We start from the raw sequence: 25551 nt of genomic DNA on the forward strand, positions 1-25551 counted from the left end.
GGCAATCCTATATGGGCACCAGTCGGCAAACGGTGATGCCTACCCGTGCAGCCGACTCCTGAAATTCGGTGCAGCCGCCTTCTGAAAATGACGGCCGGGCCTGCGATTACATCCCCGGGGCCGAGAAGGTGAAGGCGTCCGAATAGAACTCCTCTTCGGGCAGGGCGCACTGGGCGAGGAAATCCTTGCGGGCGGCGTCGATCATGACCGGGGCGCCGCAGGCATAGACTTGATGGCCGGCGAGGCTGGGGTAGTCCTCCATCACCGCCCGGTGCACGAAGCCCGTGCGGCCGCTCCAGCCGGGCTCGGGTTCGGAGAGGACGGGGGTGTAGCGGATGTGCGGGTACTTGCCGGCCCAGTCTTCAGGCAGGGTGGGCATGTACAGGTCGGCCTGGGTGCGGCCGCCCCAGTAGAGGTGCAGGGGCCGGCGGCTGTCCTGGGCGAGGGCGTGTCCGATGATGGATTTGATCGGGGCGAAGCCGGTGCCGGAGGCGAGCAGGATCGCGGGCTTGGTGCTTTCTTCGCGCAGGAAGAAGCCGCCGTGAGGACCTTCGAAGCGCAGGATGTCCTTCACTTTCAGGGTGCCAAACACCTGCTCGGTGAACAGGCCGCCGGGGACGAGGCGGATGTGCAGTTCCAGCGTACCTTCCTGTTCCGGGGCGTTGGCCAGGGAGTAGCTGCGGCGCTTGCCATCCTTGAGCAGGAAGTCGATGTACTGGCCGGCATGGAAGACGAATTTTTCGCTGGCGGGCAGGCGCAGATGCATTGCAATGACATCGGGCGCCAGCTTCTCCAGCTTTTCGATCCGGCCGGGCAGGGTCTTGACCGGGATCGCGCCTGCTTTGACCACCTGCCGGTTTTCCAGGGTCAGGTCGCTGGTGGCCTTGCTGGTGCAAAGCAGCACTTGTCCGGCTTCAATCTCTTCTGCGCTCAGGGCGTGGGCCTGGTAACGGCCCAGGTCCACCGTGCCTGCCTTGAGCGTACCCTTGCAGGCGCCGCAGGCGCCGTCCTTGCAGCCATAAGGCATGATCAGGCCCTGGCGCAGGGCAGCTTCGAGCAAGGTTTCGTCGGCTTCACTGGTGAAGGTGGCGCCGCTGGGCTGGATGGTAATCTGATAGCTCATCTTCTCTTATCCCTTGGTCCTGGCATGGATCGGCTAAAATGCCGCCGTGCAAAGACTGTTAATCGTTGGCAGCGGGGATGTGGCCCGCCGTGCCGCTGCCTGGCTTACTGGACATTTCCGGGTACTGGCGCTGCTGCGTCATCCCGGACAGGTCGCCGCCTGGCGGCAACTGGGTGTCAGACCGGTGCTGGGGGACCTGGATCGGGCTGAAAGTCTGGAACGTCTGGCTGGCCTGGCGGACCTGGTGCTGCATCTGGCACCGCCGCCGCGGGAGGGGAGTCGGGATACCCGGACCCGCCACCTGCTGGCGGCCTTGAGCCGGGGCCGAAGTTTACCACGGCGCCTGGTGTACATCAGTACCACAGGGGTTTATGGGGATTGCGGCGGTGCCCGCATCGACGAGACCCGGCCCCGGCGTCCCGCCTCGGCCCGGGCCCGGCGCCGGGTGGATGCGGAGGAGGTATTGCGGCGCTGGGGCGCCCTGAACCGGGTGCCGGTGCTGATCCTGCGCGCTCCGGGCATCTACGGGGACGGGCGTCTGCCCCTGGAACGCCTCCAGGCCGGGATGCCGGTACTGGCACCGGAGGCGGATGTGTTCACCAACCACATCCATGCGGACGACCTGGCCCGGGCCTGCTGCCTGGCCCTGTTTCGCGGCGGGGCCGGACGCAGCTTCAATGTGGTCGATGACAGCGAGCTGAAGATGGGCGATTACTTCGACCAGGTGGCCGATGCCGCCGGCCTGCCGCGCCCGCCCCGGCTGGAGCGGGGGGAACTGGCCGGGCAGCTGTCGCCCCTGCAATGCTCGTTCATGGCCGAATCCCGGCGCATTGCCAACTGGCGCATGCGGCGGGAGTTGCGCCTCGATCTGTCGTTCCCGACGGTGGCCCTGGGATTGGCCGCCGCCTTTCATCCAGCAAGGAAACACTCATGATGCCCACCCTGATGCTCACCCTCAAGGCCCTGCACATTTCTTTTGTGGTCGCCTGGTTCGCCGGGCTGTTCTATTTGCCGCGCATTTTCGTCAATCTGGCGATGGTGCCAGAAGGCAGCAAGGCCGAAGAAGCGCGCTTGCTGCTCATGGCTCACAAGCTGTACCGCTTCATGACCCCGCTGGGCATTCTGGCGGTGCTGCTCGGCCTGGGGCTGTGGTTTGGCTTTGAATACACCGGGGGCTGGCTGCATGCCAAGACCTTGCTGGTCGTCTTCCTGATTGCCTACCATCTTTATTGCGGCCGCTTGCTGCGCAAGTTCCAGGCTCAGCAAAACGCCCGCGACCATGTCTGGTTCCGCTTCTTCAACGAGGTGCCGGTGCTGGTGTTGTTCGCCGTGGTATTCCTGGCCGTCCTGAAACCTTTTTGAGTCTGCCTTCATGGAAAAATTTTTTGCCACCTGCCCCCGGGGCCTGGAAGCTCTGCTGGTGGATGAACTCCAGGCGGCCGGCGCCCAGGAAACCCGGGTCATGCCGGGCGGTGTCCTGTTCAAGGGCGATTGGGCCTGCTGTTACCAGGCCAATCTGGAATCCCGGATCGCCACCCGCATCCTCTGGTATCTGGCCAGGGCGCCCTACACTAGCGAGAACGATGTCTACCGCCTGGCCGCCAAGCTGGCCTGGGAACGGCACTTTGAGGTGTTCCGCACCTTCCGGGTGCAGACTACGGCGATCCGCTGTCCCTTGAAGAGCCTCGATTTCGTCACCCTGCGGGTCAAGGATGCCATCTGCGACCGCTTTCGCGACCATTGCGGTGAACGCCCCAATATCGACACCCGGGAGCCGGATGTGCGGGTCCAGGTCTTCCTCACCGAGCAAGATTGCACCTTGTACCTGGATACTTCCGGCGCGCCTTTGTGGCAGCGCGGCCTGCGCCATGCCAACGTGGAGGCGCCACTGAAGGAAAACCTGGCCGCCGGCATCCTCAAACTGAGCGGCTGGCAGCCGGGCACGCCCCTGCTCGATCCCATGTGTGGCAGCGGCACCTTCGTGCTCGAAGCCGCCTGCATGGCCCTGGATCGGGCCCCGGGTCTGGAGCGGGTGCGCTTTGGTTTTGAAACCTTGAAGCATTACCAGCGCGAGCTCTGGCTGGGCATTCGCAACGCTGCCCTGGCCCGGGCTCAGGAGGGCGGTTTCCGGCAGATTTACGCCAGCGATCGCGATGATCGGGCGGTACGGGCCACCAAGCGCAATCTGCAACAGGCAGGGCTGGGCGATGTGGTGCAGGTGGAGCAGGCGGATTTCGTCGAGCGCCAGGCTCCGGCACCCGCCGGCATCCTGGTGGCGAACCCGCCCTATGGCGAGCGCATCGGCGAGTTGGATGAGCTGGCCGAACTGTATCCCCGCATCGGCAGCACCTTGAAGCAGCACTTTGCCGGCTGGACGGCCTGCTTCTTCACGGCCGATACCCGTTTTCCCAAGCTGCTGCGCCTCAAGCCAAGCCGCAAGACGCCCCTGTTCAACGGCGCCCTGGAATGCCGGCTGTATGAAATCCAGATGGTGGCGGGCAGCAACCGCAAGATCAGGGCCGAGGCCTGAGCCGCCGGCGGCAGGCATGAGAAAGGCCGCGGGCATCCCTCGCTCTGCTTGGGTGCGCCGGTTTCAGAACAGGCCGTCTTGTGCCTTGGGGTCCTCGGTCAGGGCCAGGTGGCCGATGCCGGCGGTCAGGTCCCGGTCGGCCGAGGCCTTGCTGTGCAGCTTGATCTGCAGGCGCAGGTCGTTGAGGGAGTCGGCATTCCGGAGGGCGTCTTCATAGCTGATGCGGCCGTGCTCGTAGAGGTCGAACAGGGCCTGGTCGAAGGTCTGCATGCCCAGTTCGCGGGATTTCTTCATGATTTCCTTGATCTCTTGCACCTCGCCCTTGAAGATCAGGTCGGAGATCAACGGGGAGTTGAGCATGATCTCGATGGCGGCAACGCGGCCCTTGCCATCTTTCATGGGAATCAGGCGCTGGGAGACCAGCGCGCGCAGGTTCAAGGAGAGGTCCATCAGCAACTGGTGGCGGCGTTCTTCCGGGAAGAAGTTGATGATCCGGTCGATCGCCTGGTTGGTGCTGTTGGCGTGCAAAGTGGCCAGGCAGAGGTGGCCCGTCTCGGCAAAGGCCACGGCGTAGTCCATGGTTTCCCGGTCGCGGATTTCTCCCATCAGGATCACGTCCGGGGCCTGGCGCAGGGTGTTCTTCAGGGCCGGGCCCCAGTCTTCCGTATCCACCCCCACTTCCCGCTGGGTGACGATGCAGTTCTTGTGTTCGTGCACATACTCGATGGGGTCTTCGATGGTGATGATGTGGCCGTAGCTGTTTTCGTTGCGGTAATCCACCACGGCGGCGAGGGAGGTGGTCTTGCCGGTGCCGGTGCCCCCCACGAAAATCACCAGGCCCCGCTTGGTCATGGCGATGTCTTTCAATACCGGCGGCAGACCGAGCTCATCGAGATTCGGGATGGTCATGTTGATGGTGCGGCAGATCACCCCCACCCGGCTTTGCTGGATGAAGGCATTGACCCGGAAGCGGCCGATGCCCGTGGGGGAGATGGCAAAGTTGCATTCCTTGGTGGCTTCGAACTCGGCGGCCTGCCGGTCGTTCATGATGGCCCGGGCCAGTTCCGCCGTGTGCTGGGAGGTGAGGGTCTGGTTCGAGACCGGGGTGATCTTGCCGTCGATCTTGATGGCAGGGGGAAAACCGGCGGTGATGAACAGGTCCGAGCCTTTTTTGGTGGACATCAGCCGCAGGAGGTCGTGCATGAATTTGAGAGCCTGATCGCGTTCCATGATGGGAATCCGGATAGATGGTGAGGCCGGGGTTCAGCCGGCGGGGAAGGCGTCCTTGTTGGCGGCCTTGCTGCGGGCTTCGGCGGCGGATACCACGTTGCGGCGCACCATGTCGAGCAGGTTCTGGTCCAGGGTCTGCATGCCCAGGGACTGGCCGGTCTGGATGGCCGAGTACATCTGGGCCACCTTGGCTTCCCGGATCAGGTTGCGGATGGCGGGGGTGCCGATCATGATTTCGTGGGCCGCCACCCGGCCCTGGCCGTCCTTGGTCTTGAGCAGGGTTTGCGAAATGACCGCCTTCAGGGATTCGGAGAGCATGGAGCGGATCATTTCCTTTTCCGCCGCGGGGAACACGTCGATGACCCGGTCTATGGTCTTGGCGGCAGAGGAGGTGTGCAGGGTGCCAAACACCAGGTGACCCGTTTCCGCCGCCGTCATGGCCAGGCGGATGGTTTCCAGGTCGCGCATTTCGCCCACCAGGATCACGTCCGGGTCTTCCCGCAGGGCGGAACGCAGGGCGTTGCTGAAGGACAGGGTGTGAGGCCCCACTTCCCGCTGGTTGATCAGGCACTTCTTGGGCTCATGGACGAATTCGATGGGGTCTTCCACGGTCAGGATGTGGCCGAAGTCATTTTCGTTGATGTGGTTCACCATGGCCGCCAGGGTGGTGGACTTGCCCGATCCGGTGGGGCCGGTGACCAGGACGATGCCGCGCGGGTATTCGGCGATTTCCTTGAAGATCCTGGGGGCGTCCAGGTCTTCCAGGCTCAGCACCTTGGAGGGAATGGTCCGGAACACGGCCCCGGCGCCCCGGTTCTGCACGAAGGCATTGACCCGGAAACGGGCCAGGTTGGGGATCTCGAAGGAAAAGTCGCATTCCAGGGTTTCTTCGTAAATCTTGCGCTGCCCGTCGTTCATGATGTCATACACCATGGAATGCACGTCCTTGTGCTCCATGGGGGGCAGGTTGATCTTGCGCACATCCCCATGGACGCGAATCATGGGCGGCAGGCCGGCGGAGAGGTGCAGGTCGGAGGCCTTGTTCTTGACGCTGAAGGCCAGCAGTTCGGTGATGTCCATGGATGCGTCCCGGGTTCGTACTGAGGAGAAATGGGCGGTATACTGGAAAAACCCGCGTTGATTCCAGACGATTATGAGCGCAATCCCCGCCAAGCTGCAAGCCGTACGCCTCGCCATGAAAGCGGCGGCGAGCCGTGCCGGGCGTGATCCGGACAGTGTGCAGCTGCTGGCGGTGAGCAAGACCAAGCCGGCGGCCGATGTGCTCGAAGCGGCCCTGGCCGGGCAGCGGGATTTTGGCGAAAACTATGTGCAGGAAGGCGTCGACAAGATCGCTGCCCTGGGCCCGCTGCTGCCTCCGGGCTGCTCCTTGGTGTGGCACTTCATCGGCCCGCTGCAGAGCAACAAGACCCGGCCGGTGGCGGAGCATTTCGACTGGGTCCATTCCATCGACCGTCTGAAGGTGGCCCAGCGCCTCTCCGGGCAGCGTCCGGCCCATCTGGCGCCCCTGCAGGTCTGCGTCCAGGTCAATGTTTCCGGCGAAGCCAGCAAGAGCGGTTGCGCCCCGGCAGAGGTGGCCGATCTGTGCCGGGCGGTGGCGGCCTTGCCCCGGCTGCGTCTGCGGGGTCTGATGACCATTCCGGCCCCGGTCGATGATTTCGAATCCCAGCGCCGGCCCTTGCGCCAGTTGCGCTTGCTGCAAGCCGACCTGGTCGCCCAGGGGCTGGCGCTGGATACCCTTTCCATGGGCATGTCCCACGACCTGGAGGCCGCCATTTTCGAAGGCAGCACCCTGGTGCGGGTGGGCACGGCCATTTTCGGAGCGAGAAACACGATATGAAGATGACTTTCCTTGGGGGCGGCAATATGGCGACCGCCCTGGTGGCCGGACTGCTGAAGCAGGGCTTTGCGGCGGCGGACATCCAGGTGGTGGAACGGCTGGCCGAACAACGGCAGAAGCTGGTGGATAGCTACGGAATCGTCTGCCTGCCCGAGGTGGATGCCCGGGTCCTGGAGGGAGACGTGATCGTGCTGGCGGTGAAACCCCAGCAGATGCAGGTGGCGGTGCAACCCCTGGCGGGCCATCTGCAGCACCAGCTCGTGGTCAGCATCGCCGCTGGCCTGACCCTGGAAACCCTGTCCCGCTGGCTGGGAGGCTACCGCCGCATCGTCCGCGCCATGCCCAATACTCCGGCCATGATCGGCGCCGGCATGAGTGGCCTCTGCGCCCTGCCCGAGGTGGCCCTGAACGAACGCCTGGCCGCCGAGCGCATTCTCCAGACTGCCGGCACCACCTTGTGGGTGGAAGAGGAGTCCAGGATGGACGCGGTGACGGCCATTTCCGGCAGCGGACCGGCCTATCTGTTTTTGTTCATCGAAGCCCTGCAGAAGGCCGCGACGGAACTCGGATTCAGCCCGGATGAGGCCCGTCATCTGGCGGTGGCAACCACCCTGGGGGCGGCGCAACAGGCGGCCGCTTCGGAGGAGCCCGCCAGTGTCCTGCGTCAGCGGGTTACCTCCAGGGGCGGCACCACCGAGGCCGCCCTGAACGTGATGCAGGCCCAGGGCGTGGTCCAGGGCATCATCGCCGGGGTCAAGGCCGCCGAGGCGCGGGGCCGGGAACTGGCCCGGCAACTGGGGGCGGGATGATGGGCGGCGCTCCGTCAATGGCCCTGCAATTCCTCCTGGAGGCCGTGGTCGGGTTCTTTTCCGTGCTGTTCCTGCTACGGTTTTTCATGCAGGCCGGACGGGTTTCCTTCGCCAATCAACTGGGGGGCTTCGTGATGCAGCTCACCGATTGGGCGGTGAAGCCCCTGCGCCGGATGATTCCCGGTGTCGGCGGCTATGACTGGTCCAGCCTGGTCGTCGCTTATCTGCTGCAGCTACTGCTGCTGGTCTTGCTGGTGGGCATGGCCGGAGGACTGGCTGCCATGCCGCCGGGGGTGTGGTTGTTCCTGTTGGGCAAGGCGCTGCTGGAGCTGGTGCGGCAGGTGGTGTATCTATTCACGTTTGCCCTGATCATTGCCGCCGTGCTCTCCTGGGTGAATCCCTATTCGCCGTTGGCCGGGCCTGTCAACCAGCTGACCCGGCCGATCCTGGCACCGATCCAGCGCATCCTGCCGCCCATTTCCGGCATCGATCTCGCGCCGCTGCTGGCAATCGTGTTGCTGCAAGTGGTGTTGAAGTTCCTGTGAGTCACTGGTATCGCCAGGACAGGGACGGGGCGTTCTGCCTGTCCCTCCACATCCAGCCCGGCGCCAGGAAGAGCGGGGTGGCGGGCCTGCACGGCGATGCCTTGAAGATTCGCCTCCATGCGCCGCCGGTGGACGGCAAGGCCAATGCGGCCCTGCTGGCCTATGTGGCGGAACTGCTGGACCTGCCCAAGGCTGCCGTGAGCCTGAAGAGCGGCCAGACCTCCCGGCAGAAAGTGGTACGGGTCGAAGGGGTCGATGAAACGAGGCTGGCTTCCCTGCCTGCCGCATCGGAGTGAAGCACGGTCCTGCCTCAGCGCGCCTGCCTCAACGCACCTGCCTCAACGCGCGTCGAACACCCGTCGGCCACCCACCAGGGTGATCTTCGTCCTGCCGGCCAGTTCGCAGCCCAGGAAGGGAGTGTTCTTGCCGTCGCTCTTCAGGCTGGCGGCCGTGACCTGCCAGGCTTCCTCCGGGGCGAACAGGCAGACATCGGCCTGGGCGCCGGGGGCCAGGTGGCCCAGGTCGTCCCGGCCCAGGATGGCGGCCGGGCCGCTGGTGATCGGAGCCAGGGCGGCGGCCAGGGACAGCTTGCCGCCCTGGGCCCACTTCAGCGTCAGGGGGAGCAGCAGTTCCAGGCCCGTGGCGCCGGGCTTGGCCTCGGCGAAGGGCACCAGCTTGTCATCCTGATCCAGGGGGGTGTGGTCGGAACAGAGGACGGCGGTGCCGGCGGCGACTCCGGCGCAGAGGCCGTCCCGGTCCCGCTGGCTGCGCAGGGGCGGGTCGAAGCGGGCCTGGGTGTCGAAGAAGCCGATGTCGTATTCGCACAGGTGCAGGTGATGGATGCCCACGTCGCAGGTGACGGCCACCCCTTCGGCCCGGGCCTTGGCGACCATGGCGATGCCGGCGGCGGATGAGAGGCGGCGCAGGTGCAGGCGTACCCCGGTGTCGGCGGCCAGGGTCAGGCAGGTGGCGATGGCGATGGTCTCGGCGCTGACGGGAATGCCGGTGAGCCCGAGGCGGGAGGCCACCTCGCCGTCATGGGCGAAGCCATCCCGGGACAGGTAGTAGTCCTGGGGCTGCAGCCAGATGGCAAAACCGAAGGTGGCGGCGTATTCGAAGGCGCGCAGCAGGGCCTGGGTGTCGAGGATCGGCCGTTTGCCTTGGGAAAAGGCGATGCAGCCGGCTTGCCTGAGTGTCGCCATTTCCGCCAGCTTTTCTCCTTCCAGCTGCTGGGTCAGGGCGCCCAGAGGCAGCACCCGGGCCAGGCCCAGGTCGGCGGCCTGGCGTACCAGACGCTCGGCCAGTTCCGGCTCATCGAGGGGCGGGTCCATGTCCGGCGGGCTGACCAGGGTGGTGACCCCGCCCGCCACGGCGGCCTCGAGTTCGGTTTCGAGTCGGCCCAGGCGGGCGGAAAGGTCGATCAGGCCGGGGCAGACGACGAGCCCGCTGGCGTCGATCTCCTGCTCCGCCCTGAAGCCCGCCGGGGCCTGCCCCACGCCCGCCACCCGGCCCCCGGCCAGGAACAGGTCCCGCCCTGCGTCGATATTGTGTTTCGGGTCGATCAGGCGACCGTTCTTGATGGCGATTTTCATCTCAGTTTCCTGCCAGGATGCTCATCACCGCCATGCGCACGGCGATACCGAAAGTCACTTGGTCGAGGATCACGGCCTGCTTGCCGTCGGCCACGCCGGAGTCGATCTCCACCCCCCGGTTCATCGGGCCCGGATGCATCACGATGGCGTCGGGCCTGGCCAGGGCCAGCTTTTCCGGGGTGAGGCCGTAGTGCTTGAAGTATTCGCCGGCGGAGGGCAGCAGGGCGCCATTCATGCGCTCGTTCTGGAGGCGCAGCATGATCACCACATCGCAGCCCTTCAAGCCTTCTTGCATGTCGTGAAAGACGCGCACTCCCAGGCGGGCCAGATCCGTGGGCAGCAGGGTCCGGGGGCCGATGGCGCGCACCTCCGGCACCCCCAGTGTGGTCAGGGCGTGAATGTCGGAACGGGCGACGCGGGAATGGAGGATGTCGCCGACGATGGCCACGGTCAGGTGCTCGAAGTTCTGTTTGTAGTGGCGGATGGTGTACATGTCCAGCAGCCCCTGGGTAGGGTGGGCATGGCGCCCGTCCCCGGCATTGACCACATGGATGTTCTTGTGGCGGACCCGTTTCAGGTGTTCGGCGATCAGGTAAGGGGCGCCGCTGGCGGCGTGGCGTACCACGAACATGTTCGCATGCATGGCGCAGAGGTTGTCGATGGTATCGAGCAGGGTCTCGCCCTTGGCCGTCGAGGAGCGGGTGATGTCCAGATTGATGACGTCCGCCGAGAGACGCTTGGCGGCAATCTCGAAGGTGGTGCGGGTGCGGGTGGAGTTCTCGAAGAACAGGTTGAAGACGCTCTTGCCGCGCAAGAGCGGCACCTTCTTCACCTCACGGTCGGCGATTCCCATGAAGGAGGCGGCCGTGTCCAGGATATGGCTGAGGATGTGCCTGGGCAGACCCTCGATGGAGAGCAGGTGAGTCAATTCACCGTTCTCGTTCAGTTGCGGATTACGCATGGTCTTCAACGCTCCAGGAGAGCCGGCCGGCATCGTCCCGCTTCAGGGTCAGGCAGGTCTGGCGCGGCAGTTCCAGGTGCCAGACGCAGTAGGTGGGCGCCATGGGCAGTTCCCGCCCGCCCCGGTCGGCCAGCACCGCCAGTTCCACCGCGGCCGGGCGGCCATAGTCGAACAATTCATTGAGGGCGGCGCGGGTGGTACGGCCGGTGTACAGCACGTCATCGACCAGGATCAGCTTGCGGCCTTCCACCTCGAAGGGAATGTGGGTGGGGCGCACCTGGGGATGCAGGCCCTTTTCGGCGAAATCGTCGCGGTAGAAGGAGATGTCGATCAGGCCGGCTTCTTCCGGCAAGGGCAAGAGTTGCGTGAGCCGCTCGGCAATCCAGGCGCCGCCGCTGTAGATGCCCACCAGGGCGGTGTCGGGGGTGAGGTGCGGGCGGATTTGCTCGGCGAGGGCCCGGCATTGGGCCTCGGCATCAGGCAGATGGAGTGGGGATGTGCTCATGGGGGTAGTCAAACCAGGTTTGCAGAATCAATTGGGCCGCCACGGCATCGACCAGGGGCTTCATGGTTTTGGCGTTGCGGCCGGTTTCGCGCAGGCGGGTTTCTGCATCCCGGGAGGTCAGGCGTTCGTCGGCCTCGCTGACCGGGAGGCCAAAGCGCGTCTGCAGCAGCAGGGCGAATTCGTGCACCCGGGCCGTCATTGCATGGGGGGTGCCGTCGGCGTGAGTGGGGCGGCCGATGACCAGGCATTCCGGCTGCCATTCCTCGACCAGCCGGGCGATGGCGGCCAGGCGCTCCCCATCGCTGCTGGCTTGCAGGACTTCCAGGGGATGGGCGTGGCCCAGGGCGGTTTCACCCACGGCCACGCCGGTACGCTTTTCTCCGAAATCGAAGGCGAGGATGGTGCCCATCCTTGTCAGGCGTGCCCGGCCGTGTCGGCCAGTTGGGAAAAACTGATCCCCAGTTTCTGCATGGTGGCCACCAGCCGCTCTTCCGGCGGCAGGGCAAAGAGGATGGCGGCATCGGCCGGCACCGTCAGCCAGGCGTTCTGGGCCAGTTCCGCCTCCAGTTGCCCGGCACCCCAGCCGGCATAGCCCAGGGTGACCAGGATGTCGCCAGGCTCGCCCCGTTCGCCGATGGCGGTGAGGATGTCCTTGGAACTGGTGAGGGCGATTTCGTCCGTTACCTGCAGGCTGGATTGCCACTCGCCGCGGGGACGATGCAGCACGAAGCCCCGGTCGGTTTGCACCGGCCCGCCGAAATAGACGGGCAGGTCCGCCATCTGGCTGGCCTGCAAGGGCAGGTCCACCTTCTCGAACAGCCCGGCGAGGGTCAGGTCGAGGGGCCGGTTGACGATGATCCCCAGAGCGCCCTGTTCGTTATGTTCGCAAACATAGACCAGGGATTTCGCAAAATAGGGGTCCGCCATGGCTGGCATGGCGATGAGGAACTGGTGGGTGAGTTTGACGCTTTCCATGAGGCAGGATTTTAGCCGTGCTTCAAGGTTGGGGGGGAAAGAAAATGGGCACCGGTCCAGTGCCCATTTTCAAGGTTCATGGCGCGCCCGAGACGATTCGAACGTCCGACCCCTGCCTTCGGAGGGCAGTACTCTATCCAGCTGAGCTACGGGCGCATGAAGAGGCAGGATCATACCGGGTTTGCCGGGAGGTGTCCATAATGTCGTCCCGCGCCCTGGGTTGCGGGCTATAATTGCGCGTTATCTTTTTTCGTTTTGAGGAAGTCAGCATGGCCGACCAGAAACATTCGTCCAAGTCCATCATGTACATGACAATCGCGGTTGCCGTCTTGCTCACGGTGGTCATCGTCCCCTTCACCATCAAAGGCAATACGCCTTCCACGGCGGGAAGTGCCGAAGATGCCGAAGTCCGCATCCAGCCCGTTGCCAGATTCGAACTGAAGGTCGCCGGCCCTGCCGATGCGGCAGCAAGCGCCCAGCCCAAGGATGGTCCTGCCGTCTATGCCTCCGTTTGCAGCGCGTGCCATGCTACCGGGGCGGCGGGTGCTCCCGTGAAGGGTGACAAGGCGGCCTGGGCCCCCCGGATCGCTACCGGTAGCGATGCCCTCTATCGATCCGCCCTCGGCGGCAAGAATGCCATGCCTCCCAAGGGCGGCGCAGCGAATCTGTCGGATGACGAGATCAAGGCTGCCGTTGATTATCTGGTGAGCCAGGCCAGGTAATTTCAGGGGCTCCCGCTGGGGGGCGCAGCGCACCCAAGCCAACCGCCCGTTGTGGACCCCATGCGGACCCCATGCCGGGGGTGGCAGGGGGCGCGGCTTGTAAGGGCGGCCCGCATGCCGGGGGCGGGTGATGGTGAGTGATGGCGGGTGGCGCGCGGCGCAATTGTTTGCCGGCTGTGGCGCATCGGTCTATTACAATGAGATGAATTTTTTTCGGAGCGCTTCGACGCAGTCATGCCTGCTGCAACCCCGGATCCTTTCCTTTCTCCTGCGGCACTGAAGAAGCGGCTGGGGGCGGGGCTTGTGTTGTTGGCGATCCTGTTGCTGGCGATCTTGTTGCTGGCGATCCTGCTGGTCGTTCGATTTTCATCTTCCCTGCCTGTTTCCCAGGAGGCTGCGCCCGCGTCCCGTACCCTGCTCCAGGCCCGGGCTCAAAGGGTCCGGTTTGATGAGCCGCTGCTGCCGATTCAGTTCGCCAGTGATCTCGATCCGGCCAAGGTGGCCCTGGGCCGCGCCTTGTTTCATGATCCGCGCTTGTCGCGGGATAACCGCATCAGTTGTGCCTCCTGCCATGATCTTTCCCAGGGCGGCGTGGATCATCGGGTCCATTCCCTGGGCGTGGGGCAGAAGGAAGGGCCGATCAATGCGCCGACGGTGCTCAATGCGGCGCTGAATTTCCGGCAATTCTGGGATGGCCGCTCACCGAGCCTGGAGGATCAGGTGGCGGGTCCCATCCACAATCCTCTGGAAATGGATTCCCGCTGGGCGGATGTCCTGCTCAAGCTAGGAAAGGATGCCCAACTGGAGGCCCGCTTCGTTGCGCTCTACAAATCGTCACCGTCTGCGGCCGCCATCCAGGATGCCATTGCCGAATTCGAGCGTTCCCTGATGACGCCCTCGCGCATGGATCGCTGGCTGCTGGGCGATGACGAGGCGCTCTCGAGCGAGGAGCTGGAGGGTTACGGCCTGTTCAAGCGGCACGGCTGCCCTGCCTGTCATCAGGGCGCCAATGTGGGGGGCAACATGTTCCAGCGCTTCGGAGTGATGCAGGACTATTTTGCCGGGAAGCAGCCGCTGACCCAGGCCGATCTGGGGCGCTTCAATGTCACCGGTCGGGAAGAGGACCGGCATGTCTTCAAGGTGCCGGGTTTGAGGAATGTGGCCCTGACCGGGCCCTATTTCCATGATGGTTCCGCTGCCACGCTGGAAGAGGCGGTGGCCCAGATGGGGCGTTTCCAGTTGGGGATTGAATTGCCGCAACAGGATGTGAAGCTGATGGTCCTGTTTCTCAACGCCTTGAACGGGGAGGTGCGGGAGTGAAGGTCCGTGTTGCCTTGCGCCCATTTCTGCCCTGGATGCTACTGGCTTTTCTGGCCATGGTGCTGATCACGCTGTATTTCCTGAGTGCCCGGGTCGGCAGCGGCAACCGGGTCCAGGTCGAATTGCAGGTGCGCCAGGCCCTGGGGCTCGATACCCGGGTGAATCTGGAGGTGTTGCGCTTGCGCCATCGCCAGCTGCTCGACTATGACAGCCTGGCCATATCCGGGGCCCAGGCCGAGGAGTTGTTGCAAGCGCTGCAGACCGATTTCGAGCGGATCGGCCTGCCTGGGGCGCTGCAGGCGGCCCGGGAAAGCTGGCGCCTGAAACAGCGGGAGATGGAGGATTTCAAACGGCAGAACGCGGTGCTGAACAATTCCCTGCAACACTTCGTCAATCTCGCCACGCAGTTGCATTCCGGCTGGGACGCTTCTTGGCGTGCCCCGGCTTCCCTCCTGAATTCGGTTACCCGGGATGTGCTCATTTTTGTCAATGCGCAGCAGACCGAGGATGTTTCCCGCATTGTTGCCGGCCTCGACCGCCTCGAGGCCGGAAGTCGGCGCTGGCCGGAGCCTGCCGCTACCCGGGCGCGGCTGCTTGCGGCGCATGGCAAATTGATCGTGAATGACCATTTGCCGCTGCAGCGCCTGATGTACGACCTTTCCCGCAGCCGCTTCCCCGAGGATATGGAGCGGGCTTATGGTGAATATGCGCGGGCCTTTGCCCGAGCGGAGATTCAGGCCGAACATTACCGGCGGCTGATGGCCATCTTTGCCTTGTTCATGATTGCGGTGGTTGCCCTGATCATGCTGCGCTTGCGGCATACGGCCCAGGAACTGGCCAGGAGTCACAGCTTGCTGAATAACGTGGCGGATCATCTGGGCGAGGGTATTCTCAGTTTTGATGCCCGGGGCCGACTCAATTTCTTGAATCGACGTGCTGAGGTGCTGCTGGGCCGTAGCGAAAGCGAGCTGTTGGGCCAGTCGGTGGATTGCATTTTGCCCCAGGATGAGGCGCAGGATTCTTCGTTCCGGGCGGCCCTGGCGGCGGGGCGTTCCTTTGAGGGCGAGGAGTGTGTGCAGCGTCCGGATGGCAAGCAACTGCCCGTGGCTTTTCTCGGGGGCCCCATGGCGAGGCGGGATGGGAGTGACGGGCCCCCGGGCTATGTGACCTCCTTTCGCGACATCAGCGCCCAGCGCATGGCCGCGGCCCGGCTGCAATTGGCGGCGCGGGTATTCGACAATCTCTCCGAAGCCATGACCATCACCGGGCCGGATGGGCGGATCCAGTCGGTCAATCCGGCTTTCACCCGCATCACCGGCTTTACCGAGGCCGATGCCGTGGGCCATACGCCGGGGTTCCTGCTGGGTTCCGGCATCCACGACAAGAGTTTTTATCAGGAGATGTGGAAGAGCCTGAATGAAGCGGGTAAATGGCAGGGCGAGATCATCAATCGGCGCAAGAGCGGCGAAACCTACCCCGAGTGGCTTTCCATCACGGCCGTGCGGGATGAGGCGGGGGCGATCGTGCAATACCTTGCCCTGTTCTCGGATATTTCCGAGCGCAAGCAGGCGGAAGCTTACATCCACCACCTGGCCTATCATGATCCGCTGACCGGCTTGGCCAACCGGCTGCTGTTCAACGATCGGCTCGATAATGCCATGCACCAGGCGCACCGCAGCCGACGCCCCCTGGCGATCATGCTCTTTGACCTGGACCGGTTCAAATCCATCAACGACTCGCTGGGGCATGGGGCGGGGGACATCCTGCTGAAATCCGTGAGCCAGCGCCTGACCCGCCTGCTGCGCGAAGGAGATACCCTGGGGCGGCTGGGCGGCGACGAATTTGCCCTGCTGCTGCCCGAAATTTCGTCTCACGCGGATGCGGCCTCGCTGGCCAGCCGCATGCTGGCCGAATTCGAGACCCCCTTCGATCTGGATGGGCGGGAGGTGTTCGTCACCACCAGCATTGGCATTGCCGTCTATCCCTCCGATGGGGAAAATCCCCAGACCCTGCTCAAACATGCGGACGTGGCGCTCTACAACGCCAAGGATGCCGGCCGTTCCATCTTTCGCTTCTTCCTTGAAAGCGATAGCGAGAACTCTCTCGATCGCCTGGAGCTGGAAACCGATCTGCGCCATGCCGTGGCCCGGGACGAACTCTGCCTCTACTACCAGCCGCAGGTGGATGCCCGTACCGGCTTGATCCTGGGGGTGGAAGCCCTGGTGCGCTGGCAGCACCCGCGCCGTGGCCTGCTGATGCCGGATCGCTTCATCCCTCTGGCAGAAGCCACGGGCTATATCGATGTGCTCGGGCGTTGGTGCATGGAAACGGCTTGCCGCCAACTGGTGGAGTGGCAGAACCAGGGCTTGCCCATTGAACGCGTGGCGGTCAATGTGTCGGCCCGGCAACTGCGTAATCCGGACTTCTCCGGGATGGTGGCCGGCATCCTGCGGGAAACTGGCATCCCCCCTCGCGGCCTGGAAATCGAATTGACCGAATCTTCCCTGGCGGATGATCCCGGGCGCACTTTCCAGCTGTTTTCCCGGTTGCGCCAGTGGGGCATCCGCATTGCCATCGACGACTTTGGCACCGGCTATTCTTCCCTTTCTTACCTTTCCCGCTTCCCGGTGGATGTGGTCAAGATCGACCAGAGCTTTGTCCAGGGCCTGGGCCAGGAGCCCGAAGCCCGCTCGGTGGTGCAGGCGATCATCCTGCTGGCTCATGCCCTGTCCATGGAAACCGTGGCCGAAGGGGTGGAAACCGAGGCGCAGCGTAAGCGCCTGGTGGAGATGGGTTGCGATCAGTTGCAAGGTTACCTCTACTCCCGCCCCTGCCCTCCCTGGCAACTCCTCGAACTCCCCTGTGTGGTGGATGACGGAGATGCGGTGTGATGGCGATTCAGACGGCAAGACCCAGCGCGATCGTCGCCTACCTCGACCAGTATGTGATCGGCCAGGAGGAGGCGAAGCGGGTGCTGGCGGTGGCGGTCTATCTCCATTACCGCAAGCTCGCCCTGGCCCGGGGCGGGGCTGCGTCGATGGACAAGAGCAATGTGCTCATCATCGGCCCCTCGGGCTGCGGCAAGACCCTGCTCTGCGAAACCCTGGCGCGGCTGCTCCAGGTGCCCTTCGTCACCGCGGATGCCACTTCCCTCGCCCAGACCCGGTTCGTGGGAGAGGAGATCGAGGCGATCATGGAACGGCTGGTGGAAAAGGCGGGAGGACAGACGGACCTGGCCGGCCAGGGCATCGTCTTCATCGACGAGGTCGACAAGCTCAAGGCCAGCAGCGACGGCCAGCCCCGCCTGGTGTCCGGGGAAAGCGTCCAGCATGCCCTCCTGAAGATCATGGAAGGGGCGCCGGTGCGGCTCGAGGACGGGCGGGTGGTGGATACCTCGGGCATCCTCTTTCTCTGCGGTGGCGCCTTCGTGGGCCTCGAGCAGATCATGGCCCGCACCCACAGCTTCGGCTATATCGGCACGGCCCAGGGGGAGGATGCCAGCCTCCTCGATCGCATCAACAGCCGGGTGAAACCCACCGACCTGTTCGAGTTCGGCCTGATTCCCGAATTCACCGGGCGCCTGCCGGTGCTGGCGAGGCTGCGCGAACTCTCGAAGGAGATGCTGGTGCGCATCATGGTCGAGCCGCGCCAGGCCCTGTACCGGCAGTTCCGGGAAATCCTGGCCCAGGAAGGGGTCGAGCTGAAGATAGCGCCCGCCGTGTTCCAGCAGATCGCCGACATCGCCTACGAATACAAGACCGGGGCGCGCAGCCTGCGCGGCATCTTCGAGGAAGTGCTCAATCCGGTGCTGTTTGCCGTGCCGGACCGGCCCGAGGTGCGCCAGGTAGTGATCCGCTCCCTCTTTGAGCCGCCCGAGTTTCGCGCGGCTTAGGCTTCTCTTTTGTTCGCTTGTTCGCTGTTCACGCTTTGGGCCCCTTTAACACCGCCGCAAGGCCCGGCAGGGCGGTAAGGGTGTTCTGCCACAACTGCGCCGCCAGTTCCGCTTCCGGCATTTGCCGCAGCTCCGCCAGGACCCGGCCGATGCGCGGCAGTTCGGCCGGGCTGTTGCGGCCCCGGGCGAGCCAGCTCGGGGGAATGTCCGGGGCGTCGGTCTCCAGCACCAGGGCCTCCCGCGGCAAGTCGACCGCGAGGCGGCGGATGCGGGTGCTGCCGGGGTAGGTGAGGGTGCCGCCAAAGCCCAGCTTGAACCCCAGCTTGATGAATTCCTCCGCCTGCTGGCGGCTGCCGTTGAAGGCGTGGGCGATGCCGCCCGGCACCCGGATGCGGCGCAGTTGCTTGAGCACCTGATCCACCGCCTGGCGCATGTGCAGCACCACGGGGAGCTCGAATTCCCGGGCCAGGCGCAACTGGGCGACCAGGAAGTGTTCCTGCCGGTCGAACGCCACGTTGGTCACATGGCCGTCCAGGCCGATTTCCCCGATGGCCGCCGGGCGCTGCTGCTCCAGGCGGCGGGCCAGCCCTGCCAGATCGGCTTCCCCCGCGGCCATGACGAACAGCGGGTGAATGCCATAGGCCGGGGCGCAGCCCGGGTAGCGTTGGCAGCAGGCATCTACCGCCGCACAGTTGGCAAGGCTGATGGCCGGAATCAGGGCACCCACCACGCCGAGGTCCCGGGCGGACTGCCAGACCCGATCACGATCCGGCTCGAATTCGGGGGCGTCCAGGTGGCAGTGGCTGTCGATCCACACAGCGGGGGATTCAGGCGAACGGGAATTCAGGCTCCGGCCGGCGGCCCAGGATCAGGTCCGTCAGCGCGGCGGCGGAACCGCAGGCCATGGTCCAGCCCAGGGTGCCATGCCCGGTATTGAGCCAGAGATTTTGCAGGGGGGAGCGGCCGACCAGGGGCACGTTGGAGGGCGTGGCCGGGCGCAGGCCGCACCAGAAGACGGGCTCCCCCTGGGGCTGGAGTTGGGGAAACAGGACTTGTGCCCGGCGCAAGAGGGCCTTGCAGCGCACCGGGTTCAGGTCCAGATTGAAACCATTGAATTCGGCGGTTCCGGCGATGCGCAGGCGTTGGCCGAAGCGGGAAAAAACGATCTTGTGACCGTCATCGGTGAGGCTGACACTGGGGGCGATGCTGTCGGGTCCGAGGTTGAGGGTGGCCGAATAGCCCTTGGCCGGGTAGATGGGCAGGCGCACCCCATGGGGCCGGAGGAAGGGAGCGGAGTAGCTGCCCAGCGCCAGTACCACGGCCTCTGCCGGGAGCGCTTCGCCGGATTGCAGGAGTACCCCGAGCACCTTGCCTTGTTCCACGATCAGATCGGCAATCGGGCTGGAGTAACGGAACTCGGCTCCTGCTCTGGCGGCCCGGGTGGCCAGGGCCTGGGTGAAGCGGTGGGCGTCGCCGGATTCGTCCGATGCCGTGTAATCCCCGCCCACCAGCAAGGGGCGGGCGGCGGCCAGACTCGGTTCGATGGCGAGGCATTCTTCCACCCCGATGGGTTTGCGGTCCAGCCCGAACTCCTGCATCAGCCGGGCCGCCTCGACCGCCCGGGCAAACTCGCGGCGGTCCGTATGAATGTGCAGGATGCCTTTTTCCAGGCAGTCATAGCTCGCGCCGAATTCCGGGCCCAGTTCCTGGCGCAGGGCCTGTAGCCGGGCGCGGCTGTAGAGGGCCAGCTTGACGATGGCGCGGATGTTGTCCCGGGTGTGGCCGGGCAGGCAGTGGCGCAGGAAGGAGAGGCCCCAGAGGAAGAGTTCCGGGTCGAAACGGGGGCGGAACAGCAAGGGGGCGTCTTCTTTGCCCAGCCACTGGAGAGCCTGGGGAATGGCGTGGGGATTGGCCCAGGGTTCGGCGTGGGAGACGGAAATCTGGCCGCCATTGGCGAAACTGGTTTCCATGCCGGCGGCTGCCTGGCGGTCCAGCACGGTGACTTCGCAGCCGGCCTGCCTCAGGTACCAGGCACTGGCGGTGCCGACGACTCCAGCCCCCAGCACCAGCACTCTCATGATTCGGACTCCAGGCGCAGGCGGTTGATGCGGATCACCTGGGAGATCTGGCGCAGGTTACGCATCACCTGAGCCAGATGGGTCCGGCCACCGACCTGGATGATGAAGTGCAGCAGGGTGAACAGCTTTTCCGGGTCTCCTTCCATGGCGACGTTCTCGATATTGGAGCCGGAATCGGAAATGGCCGAAGCCACCTGGGCCAGCACGCCCCGGGAATTCTTTACCTCCACGTCGAGGCGCACTTCGAACAAGGTGCCGGGCGAGGACTCCCACTCCACGTCGATCCACTTCTGTGGTTCGTGAGAGCGGGATTTGCGGATCACCGGACAGTCGTGGGTGTGGACCACCAGGCCCTGGCCCTTCTTGATGGAGCCGATGATCGGGTCGCCGGGGATGGGCTGGCAGCATTTGGCAAGCTGGATGGCCATGCCTTCGGTGCCCCGGATGGTGAGGCTGCCCGGCGTGGTGCAGATGGGAATGGCATCCTCGGCCAGCAGCCGGCGGGCGGCCACGGCGGCGAGGCGCTTGCCCAGGCCGATGTCGGTGAAGACTTCCTTGATCGAGCGGTTGCCGGATGCCTTGACCAGCCGCTCCCAGGCGGCGGCAGGAATTTCCGGGGCCGGCACCCCGAGGCTGTGCAGTTCCTGGACCAGCAGGCGCTCACCCAGGGCGGCGGATTCCTCGTTTTGCACGGTGCGCAGGAAATGGCGGATTTTGCTCCGGGCCCGGCCGGTCTTGACATAGCTGAGCCAGGCCGGGTTGGGGTTGGCGTGGGCGGCGGTGACGATCTCCACCACATCGCCGTTCTTCAGCTCGGTGCGCAGAGGGGCCAGTTCATGGTTGATGCGGGCGGCGATGCAGCAGTTGCCGACATCGGTGTGAATGGCATAGGCCATGTCCACCGGCGTGGCGCCCTGGGGCAGGGCGAGAATCTTGCCCTTGGGCGTGAAAACATAGACCTCGTCCGGGAACAGGTCGATCTTGACGTTCTCGAAGAATTCGGAGGAATCGCCACTTTGCATTTCCAGCAGGGACTGGAGCCATTTGTGGGTGCGGATCTGCAGGTCGGCGCCGCTGTGTTCGGCATCCTTGTAGAGCCAGTGGGAGGCCACGCCTTCCTGGGCCACATGGTCCATTTCCTCGGTGCGGATCTGGACTTCCACCGGCGTGCCATAGGGGCCGATCAGGGTGGTGTGCAGGGACTGGTAGCCATTTGCCTTGGGGATGGCGATATAGTCCTTGAACTTGCCCGGCACTGGCTTGTAGAGGGCATGCAGGGCGCCCAGCGCCAGGTAGCAGGTGGGAATGTCGTGCACCACGACGCGAAAACCGTAGATGTCGAGGATCTGGGAAAAAGAGAGGCGCTTTTCTTCCATCTTGGTGTAGATGGAGTAGAGGCTCTTTTCCCGGCCGAAAACCTGGGCCTGGATGCCCACTTCTTCGATCTTGGCGCGGATGTTGTCGGTGATGCGGGTCAGCAATTCCTTGCGGTGGCCCCGGGCCGCCAGCATGGCTTTGCCCAGCACATGGGCGCGCACGGGGTGGATCAGGCGGAAGGAAGTATCCTGCAGTTCCCGGAACATCTTGTTGAGCCCGAGCCGGTTGGCAATGGGCGCATAGATTTCCAGGGTTTCCCGGGCAATGCGGCGGCGCTTGTCGGGGCGCACGGCGGACATGGTCTGCAGATTGTGATGCCGGTCGGCCAGCTTGATCAGCACCACGCGCAGGTCGCGGGCCATGGCCAGGAGCATCTTGCGGAAGTTTTCCGCCTGGGCCTCCTGGTGCGAGGCAAACTCGATCTTGTCCAGTTTGGACAGGCCGTCGACCAGGTCTGCCACCCCGGCGCCGAAATGTTCCTTCAGTTCGGCCTTGGTGACCCCGGTGTCTTCCAGCACGTCGTGGAGCAAGGCGGCGCAGATGGCGTCCGCGTCCATGCGCCATTCCACCACGGCGCCAGCGACCGAAAGGGGGTGGGTGATGTAGGCCTCGCCGGAAAGGCGGGTCTGATGTTCGTGGGCTTTGTCCGAGAAGCGTACCGCCGCCTTGACGCGGGCGACTTCTTCAGGGCTCAGGTAATCCAGACTGTCGATGAAGACCAGGTAGGCCGGGTCATCGGGAGAAAGGGCGTAGAAACCACCTTCCGCCTCTGGTGAGGCAGGGGGAACAAGAGGCGAGACCGGGACGCTGGGGTTGGCCATGAGTCACGTTCGCCCCTGGCTTCAGGCCTGACCGCGGTTGAGAATTTCCTTGCCCACCTTGGACATGGCGATTTCACGCAAGGCCATCACCGTGGGTTTGTCCTTCTCGTCTTCCACCAGGGGGGTGGAGCCGGAGGCCAGCTGGCGGGCGCGATGGGCGGCCGCCAGGGTCATTTCGAAACGGTTGGGGATTTGCTTCAGGCAGTCTTCAACGGTAATACGGGCCATGGTGTTGTCTCGATGGGATCAGGTGAGTCGGGCAAACAGGGCGGGATGACGCAGGCGCTGGGTTTCCAGCCGCAGCCGGGAGGCCCGCACGATGGAAACGAAGTCCGTCAGTGCTGTCTGCAGATCATCGTTAATAATAACATAGCCGAATTCCCCCACATGGCTCATCTCTTCCCGGGCGGCGGCGAGGCGTCGGGCGATCACTTCCGGGCTGTCCGTACCCCGGCCCTGGAGGCGCTGGGTCAGCACCTCCAGCGAGGGCGGCAGGATGAAGATGCCGATGGCGTCGGGGAACAGGCGGCGCACCTGCTGCGCACCCTGCCAGTCGATTTCCAGCAGCACATCCCGGCCCGCAGCGCGCTCGGTTTCGATCCAGCGTTTTGACGTGCCATAGTAATGGTCATGCACTTTCGCCCATTCGAGAAAGTCGTCGGCCTCGATCATGGCGCGGAAGTGGGCGACGTCAGTAAAGTGATATTCCCGTCCGTTTTCCTCCCCGGGGCGGGGCGCCCGGGTGGTGTAGGAAATGGACAGGGCAAGCCCGATCCCGGTCGCCAGCAGTTGACGCACCAGAGTGGTTTTGCCGGCCCCCGATGGGGCGGCGACGATGAACAGTAAACCGGACATGACAGCCCTTCACTTGCGGGAAACCGATATTCTCACCTATAGACAGTAAAATCCGGCAATCGTTCTGGTGCTGGGTTTGACGAGGAGAGTCATTTTGACGAGGAGTTTCATTTTGAGGGCGGCAAGTGGATGGCGGCTGAGCCTGGGGGACCTGGGGCTGGCCTTTGCCTGTTGGGGGGTGACGGCGTGAGGGGTGACGGCACTGAATCCATCCGGTCGCGCAGCCCATGCCCTGCAGGCCGGGAGCCGCCCCTTGCTGACGGCGCTGGCGGAGTGCGAAGCACGGCAGCGCGCCCTCTTTTCCAACGCCACGGTGGGCATTGCCCTGGCGGATGTTCAGGGGCGCTTGCTGGAAGTCAATGAGGCTTATGCCCGGATGCTGGGCTACACCGCGCAGGAACTGCAGGGCATGAGCATCGCCGAGCTGACCCATCCAGAAGACGAGCCCCTCGAAACCGATTACCTGGCGGCCATCGCCCGGGGGGAGCGCGACAGTTACCAGATCGAAAAACGCTACCTCCACCGCAGTGGCCGGGAGGTCTGGGGCGAGCTGGCCGTTAGCGGTCAGCGCGATGAGCGGGGGCGGCTCGTGCAGCTGATTGGCGTGGTCACCGACATCACGGGGCGCAAACAGGAACAGGCGCACCTGCGGCTGATGGGCGAGGTATTCCGCCAGGTGGGCGAGGCGATCCTGGTGAGTGATCAGGATAATCGTATCGTCATGGTGAATCAGGCCTTCACGGCCCTGACCGGTTACCGCCCCGAAGAGGTGATGGGCCGGAATCCCAGCCTGCTTTCTGCTGGGCAGACCCCGCGGGAGGTGTATCAGAAGATGTGGGCCGCGCTCCGGGAGCGCGGCCACTGGCAGGGCGAGATCTGGGACCGGCGCAAGGATGGCGCGGTGTATCCCAAGCTGCTTTCCATCGCCCTGCTCAAGGATGACCGGGGGCGGCTGACGCATCATATTGCCTGTTTTACCGATATTACCGAGCACAAGGAGGCCGAAAACCGCATCCGCTACCTGGCTTTGCACGACACCCTGACCGGCCTGCCCAACCGTCTTTGCCTGCAGGAACGCCTGGGCCAGGCCCTGCTGGCCGCCCATCGGCGCCAGGAGATGCTCGGCGTGATCCTGATTGATCTGGATCGTTTCAAACTGATCAATGACAGCCTTGGGCACCATGTCGGGGATGCCCTGCTGGTGCAGACGGGGGCGCGTCTGCAGGCCGCGGTGCGCAATGATGACGTGGTCGCCCGCCTGGGCGGCGATGAGTTCGTGGTGGTGGTGACGGGGGCGGCGACGATGGAGGTGGTGCTGAGTGTTGCCGGCAAGCTCCTGGAAACCCTGCGCCAGCCTTATCAAATCGAGGGCCAGGTGCTGCACGCCACGCCCAGCATGGGCATCAGTTTCTACCCTGAAGATGGCAAGGATGCCGATACCCTGATGCGCAATGCCGATGCGGCGATGTATCACGCCAAGTCACAAGGGCGCAACGGCCTGCAGCGCTTTGATCCAGCCTTGAATGCAGCGGCGACCGAGCGCTTCATCCTGGAGAGCAATCTGCCCCGGGCCCTGGCCCAGGGCGAGTTCGTGCTGCATTACCAAGCGCAGATCGACGGGCAAAGCGGTTGCCTGATGGGCGTCGAGGCCCTGGTGCGCTGGCTGGACCCGGAGCGCGGCCTGGTGCCGCCCGACCGTTTCATCCCCGTCGCGGAGGAAACCGGGTTGATCGTGCCGCTGGGAGCCTGGGTGCTGGAAGAAGCCTGCCGCCAACGTCAGGCCTGGCATCGTCAGGGGCTGCCCGCCTTCCGGGTGGCGGTGAATCTTTCCGTCCTGCAATTGCGGCAGGCGGATTTTCCCGGGCAGGTGGCGCGTCTCCTGGAACGACATGGCCTCACCGCGGCCGACCTGGAGCTCGAAATCACCGAGAGCGCCGCCATGGGCAACCCCCTGGAAACCATCGAGATGCTCAATAAAATCAAGGCGATGGGAATTTCCATGGCGATCGATGACTTCGGCACCGGCTATTCTTCCCTGGCCTATCTGAAACTGCTGCCGATCGACTCCCTGAAGCTCGACCGCTCCTTCGTGAAGGATATCGAAACCAGCCAGGATGATGCCGTGATCTGCTCCGCCACCATCGCCCTGGCCCATGCCCTGGGGCTGTCCGTGGTGGCCGAGGGCGTGGAGACTGCGGCCCAGGAGCATTATCTGCTGCGCCAGGGCTGCGACTACCTTCAGGGTTATCTGTTCAGCAAGCCCCTGACCGCGACTGAACTGGAGCGCTTGCTCGGCTCGCTGGATGCCCGGCTCTGTCTGCGTTCGGCAGCAGATCGCCGCCAGCACTGAACCGCTGC

The 25551-nt window shown here is 64.5% G+C and carries 25 protein-coding genes and 1 tRNA gene; 12 read left to right on the forward strand and 14 right to left on the reverse strand.

Annotated features, from left to right (window positions below; translation table 11 throughout):
- Nucleotides 1-106: 106 nt before the first annotated feature.
- Nucleotides 107-1123, reverse strand: a complete 1017-nt coding sequence (locus WBH99_RS09590) for a CDP-6-deoxy-delta-3,4-glucoseen reductase (protein WP_424219857.1) — start codon at nt 1121-1123, stop codon at nt 107-109.
- Nucleotides 1124-1169: 46 nt separating this feature from the next.
- Here WBH99_RS09590 and WBH99_RS09595 point away from each other — a divergent pair, with 46 nt between their 5' ends.
- Genes WBH99_RS09595 through WBH99_RS09605 form a run of 3 tightly spaced genes read left to right on the forward strand, consistent with a single transcriptional unit; the run spans nt 1170 to nt 3653 of the window.
- The gene (locus WBH99_RS09595; RefSeq protein ID WP_424219858.1) at nt 1170-2057 is read left to right on the forward strand and encodes an SDR family oxidoreductase; all 888 of its coding nucleotides are present in this window, start codon (nt 1170-1172) and stop codon (nt 2055-2057) included.
- Between the two features lie 11 nt (nt 2058-2068).
- Entirely contained in the window at nt 2069-2485 is a 417-nt protein-coding gene (locus WBH99_RS09600; RefSeq protein ID WP_424219933.1) for a CopD family protein, read from the forward strand.
- Nucleotides 2486-2495: 10 nt separating this feature from the next.
- Nucleotides 2496-3653, forward strand: coding sequence for a THUMP domain-containing class I SAM-dependent RNA methyltransferase (locus tag WBH99_RS09605; RefSeq protein WP_424219859.1), 1158 nt, complete (start codon nt 2496-2498; stop codon nt 3651-3653).
- Between the two features lie 63 nt (nt 3654-3716).
- Here the strand turns inward: WBH99_RS09605 and WBH99_RS09610 are convergent, their stop codons facing one another.
- The gene (locus tag WBH99_RS09610) at nt 3717-4883 is read right to left on the reverse strand and encodes a PilT/PilU family type 4a pilus ATPase (protein WP_424219860.1); all 1167 of its coding nucleotides are present in this window, start codon (nt 4881-4883) and stop codon (nt 3717-3719) included.
- 33 nt (nt 4884-4916) lie between these two features.
- Complete coding sequence (locus WBH99_RS09615) at nt 4917-5963, reverse strand: type IV pilus twitching motility protein PilT (protein ID WP_424219861.1); 1047 nt, start codon at nt 5961-5963, stop codon at nt 4917-4919.
- A 73-nt stretch (nt 5964-6036) separates the two neighbouring features.
- Here WBH99_RS09615 and WBH99_RS09620 point away from each other — a divergent pair, with 73 nt between their 5' ends.
- From WBH99_RS09620 to WBH99_RS09635, 4 genes are read left to right on the forward strand one after another with little or no spacing between them, the layout of a single operon-like run.
- Complete coding sequence (locus WBH99_RS09620; protein ID WP_424219862.1) at nt 6037-6741, forward strand: YggS family pyridoxal phosphate-dependent enzyme; 705 nt, start codon at nt 6037-6039, stop codon at nt 6739-6741.
- Nucleotides 6738-7550, forward strand: coding sequence for a pyrroline-5-carboxylate reductase (gene proC, locus WBH99_RS09625; protein ID WP_424219863.1), 813 nt, complete (start codon nt 6738-6740; stop codon nt 7548-7550). Before WBH99_RS09620 ends, proC begins: the two co-directional genes overlap by 4 nt.
- A 17-nt stretch (nt 7551-7567) precedes the next feature.
- Nucleotides 7568-8095 carry a YggT family protein gene (locus WBH99_RS09630; protein ID WP_424219864.1) on the forward strand — a complete coding sequence of 176 codons (528 nt, stop codon included), beginning with the start codon at nt 7568-7570 and terminating at the stop codon, nt 8093-8095.
- Nucleotides 8092-8391, forward strand: coding sequence for a DUF167 domain-containing protein (locus tag WBH99_RS09635; protein ID WP_424219865.1), 300 nt, complete (start codon nt 8092-8094; stop codon nt 8389-8391). Before WBH99_RS09630 ends, WBH99_RS09635 begins: the two co-directional genes overlap by 4 nt.
- A gap of 42 nt (nt 8392-8433) precedes the next feature.
- Here WBH99_RS09635 and WBH99_RS09640 read toward each other — a convergent pair whose 3' ends face one another.
- The 6 genes from WBH99_RS09640 to WBH99_RS09665 all read right to left on the reverse strand — a co-directional run bounded on the left by WBH99_RS09640 (nt 8434) and on the right by WBH99_RS09665 (nt 12284).
- On the reverse strand, nt 8434-9687 hold the full coding sequence (locus WBH99_RS09640; RefSeq protein WP_424219866.1) for a dihydroorotase: 1254 nt from the start codon (nt 9685-9687) through the stop codon (nt 8434-8436).
- 1 nt (nt 9688) lies between these two features.
- Entirely contained in the window at nt 9689-10648 is a 960-nt protein-coding gene (locus WBH99_RS09645) for an aspartate carbamoyltransferase catalytic subunit (RefSeq protein ID WP_424219867.1), read from the reverse strand.
- Nucleotides 10641-11153, reverse strand: a complete 513-nt coding sequence (gene pyrR, locus WBH99_RS09650; RefSeq protein WP_424219868.1) for a bifunctional pyr operon transcriptional regulator/uracil phosphoribosyltransferase PyrR — start codon at nt 11151-11153, stop codon at nt 10641-10643. The genes WBH99_RS09645 and pyrR overlap by 8 nt, the downstream gene beginning before the upstream one ends.
- Nucleotides 11125-11562, reverse strand: coding sequence for a Holliday junction resolvase RuvX (ruvX, locus tag WBH99_RS09655; RefSeq protein ID WP_424219869.1), 438 nt, complete (start codon nt 11560-11562; stop codon nt 11125-11127). Before ruvX ends, pyrR begins: the two co-directional genes overlap by 29 nt.
- Before the next feature lie 5 nt (nt 11563-11567).
- Nucleotides 11568-12128 carry a YqgE/AlgH family protein gene (locus tag WBH99_RS09660; RefSeq protein WP_424219870.1) on the reverse strand — a complete coding sequence of 187 codons (561 nt, stop codon included), beginning with the start codon at nt 12126-12128 and terminating at the stop codon, nt 11568-11570.
- Between the two features lie 79 nt (nt 12129-12207).
- Nucleotides 12208-12284: transfer RNA gene (locus WBH99_RS09665), tRNA-Arg, on the reverse strand.
- A gap of 113 nt (nt 12285-12397) precedes the next feature.
- Here WBH99_RS09665 and WBH99_RS09670 point away from each other — a divergent pair.
- The 4 genes from WBH99_RS09670 to WBH99_RS09685 all read left to right on the forward strand — a co-directional run bounded on the left by WBH99_RS09670 (nt 12398) and on the right by WBH99_RS09685 (nt 18062).
- On the forward strand, nt 12398-12850 hold the full coding sequence (locus WBH99_RS09670) for a c-type cytochrome (RefSeq protein WP_424219871.1): 453 nt from the start codon (nt 12398-12400) through the stop codon (nt 12848-12850).
- A gap of 234 nt (nt 12851-13084) precedes the next feature.
- Nucleotides 13085-14170: a cytochrome-c peroxidase gene (locus WBH99_RS09675; protein ID WP_424219872.1), complete on the forward strand. Its 1086-nt coding sequence runs from the start codon at nt 13085-13087 to the stop codon at nt 14168-14170.
- Nucleotides 14167-17061, forward strand: a complete 2895-nt coding sequence (locus WBH99_RS09680) for an EAL domain-containing protein (protein ID WP_424219873.1) — start codon at nt 14167-14169, stop codon at nt 17059-17061. The genes WBH99_RS09675 and WBH99_RS09680 overlap by 4 nt, the downstream gene beginning before the upstream one ends.
- A complete protein-coding gene (locus tag WBH99_RS09685; protein WP_424219874.1) occupies nt 17061-18062 on the forward strand; it encodes an AAA family ATPase in 1002 nt (333 codons plus the stop codon). Before WBH99_RS09680 ends, WBH99_RS09685 begins: the two co-directional genes overlap by 1 nt.
- A gap of 28 nt (nt 18063-18090) precedes the next feature.
- Here WBH99_RS09685 and WBH99_RS09690 read toward each other — a convergent pair whose 3' ends face one another.
- From WBH99_RS09690 to gmk, 5 genes are read right to left on the reverse strand one after another with little or no spacing between them, the layout of a single operon-like run.
- On the reverse strand, nt 18091-18879 hold the full coding sequence (locus WBH99_RS09690; protein ID WP_424219875.1) for a TatD family hydrolase: 789 nt from the start codon (nt 18877-18879) through the stop codon (nt 18091-18093).
- A gap of 10 nt (nt 18880-18889) precedes the next feature.
- Complete coding sequence (locus tag WBH99_RS09695) at nt 18890-20140, reverse strand: D-amino acid dehydrogenase (RefSeq protein ID WP_424219876.1); 1251 nt, start codon at nt 20138-20140, stop codon at nt 18890-18892.
- Nucleotides 20137-22338, reverse strand: coding sequence for a RelA/SpoT family protein (locus tag WBH99_RS09700; RefSeq protein WP_424219877.1), 2202 nt, complete (start codon nt 22336-22338; stop codon nt 20137-20139). Before WBH99_RS09700 ends, WBH99_RS09695 begins: the two co-directional genes overlap by 4 nt.
- A 21-nt stretch (nt 22339-22359) precedes the next feature.
- Nucleotides 22360-22566, reverse strand: a complete 207-nt coding sequence (rpoZ, locus tag WBH99_RS09705) for a DNA-directed RNA polymerase subunit omega (protein WP_424219878.1) — start codon at nt 22564-22566, stop codon at nt 22360-22362.
- An 18-nt stretch (nt 22567-22584) separates the two neighbouring features.
- Complete coding sequence (gene gmk / locus WBH99_RS09710; protein ID WP_424219879.1) at nt 22585-23193, reverse strand: guanylate kinase; 609 nt, start codon at nt 23191-23193, stop codon at nt 22585-22587.
- A 193-nt stretch (nt 23194-23386) separates the two neighbouring features.
- Between gmk and WBH99_RS09715 the strand changes: the two genes are divergently transcribed.
- A complete protein-coding gene (locus WBH99_RS09715) occupies nt 23387-25543 on the forward strand; it encodes a putative bifunctional diguanylate cyclase/phosphodiesterase (RefSeq protein WP_424219880.1) in 2157 nt (718 codons plus the stop codon).
- Nucleotides 25544-25551 lie beyond the last annotated feature (8 nt).

This window comes from Azovibrio sp., assembly GCF_049658005.1.
Taxonomy (GTDB): domain Bacteria; phylum Pseudomonadota; class Gammaproteobacteria; order Burkholderiales; family Rhodocyclaceae; genus Azovibrio.

Bases quoted from the DNA above. Each gene is read 5' to 3' on its own strand.
- WBH99_RS09590 (WP_424219857.1), bottom strand. From the start codon at position 1,123: ATGAGCTATCAGATTACCATCCAGCCCAGCGGCGCCACCTTCACCAGT.
- WBH99_RS09600 (WP_424219933.1), top strand. From the start codon at position 2,069: ATGCTCACCCTCAAGGCCCTGCACATTTCTTTTGTGGTCGCCTGGTTC.
- WBH99_RS09605 (WP_424219859.1), top strand. From the start codon at position 2,496: ATGGAAAAATTTTTTGCCACCTGCCCCCGGGGCCTGGAAGCTCTGCTG.
- WBH99_RS09610 (WP_424219860.1), bottom strand. From the start codon at position 4,883: ATGGAACGCGATCAGGCTCTCAAATTCATGCACGACCTCCTGCGGCTG.
- WBH99_RS09615 (WP_424219861.1), bottom strand. From the start codon at position 5,963: ATGGACATCACCGAACTGCTGGCCTTCAGCGTCAAGAACAAGGCCTCC.
- WBH99_RS09620 (WP_424219862.1), top strand. From the start codon at position 6,037: ATGAGCGCAATCCCCGCCAAGCTGCAAGCCGTACGCCTCGCCATGAAA.
- proC (WP_424219863.1), top strand. From the start codon at position 6,738: ATGAAGATGACTTTCCTTGGGGGCGGCAATATGGCGACCGCCCTGGTG.
- WBH99_RS09630 (WP_424219864.1), top strand. From the start codon at position 7,568: ATGGCCCTGCAATTCCTCCTGGAGGCCGTGGTCGGGTTCTTTTCCGTG.
- WBH99_RS09640 (WP_424219866.1), bottom strand. From the start codon at position 9,687: ATGAAAATCGCCATCAAGAACGGTCGCCTGATCGACCCGAAACACAAT.
- WBH99_RS09645 (WP_424219867.1), bottom strand. From the start codon at position 10,648: ATGCGTAATCCGCAACTGAACGAGAACGGTGAATTGACTCACCTGCTC.
- pyrR (WP_424219868.1), bottom strand. From the start codon at position 11,153: ATGAGCACATCCCCACTCCATCTGCCTGATGCCGAGGCCCAATGCCGG.
- ruvX (WP_424219869.1), bottom strand. From the start codon at position 11,562: ATGGGCACCATCCTCGCCTTCGATTTCGGAGAAAAGCGTACCGGCGTG.
- WBH99_RS09660 (WP_424219870.1), bottom strand. From the start codon at position 12,128: ATGGAAAGCGTCAAACTCACCCACCAGTTCCTCATCGCCATGCCAGCC.
- WBH99_RS09670 (WP_424219871.1), top strand. From the start codon at position 12,398: ATGGCCGACCAGAAACATTCGTCCAAGTCCATCATGTACATGACAATC.
- WBH99_RS09675 (WP_424219872.1), top strand. From the start codon at position 13,085: ATGCCTGCTGCAACCCCGGATCCTTTCCTTTCTCCTGCGGCACTGAAG.
- WBH99_RS09685 (WP_424219874.1), top strand. From the start codon at position 17,061: ATGGCGATTCAGACGGCAAGACCCAGCGCGATCGTCGCCTACCTCGAC.
- WBH99_RS09695 (WP_424219876.1), bottom strand. From the start codon at position 20,140: ATGAGAGTGCTGGTGCTGGGGGCTGGAGTCGTCGGCACCGCCAGTGCC.
- WBH99_RS09700 (WP_424219877.1), bottom strand. From the start codon at position 22,338: ATGGCCAACCCCAGCGTCCCGGTCTCGCCTCTTGTTCCCCCTGCCTCA.
- rpoZ (WP_424219878.1), bottom strand. From the start codon at position 22,566: ATGGCCCGTATTACCGTTGAAGACTGCCTGAAGCAAATCCCCAACCGT.
- gmk (WP_424219879.1), bottom strand. From the start codon at position 23,193: ATGTCCGGTTTACTGTTCATCGTCGCCGCCCCATCGGGGGCCGGCAAA.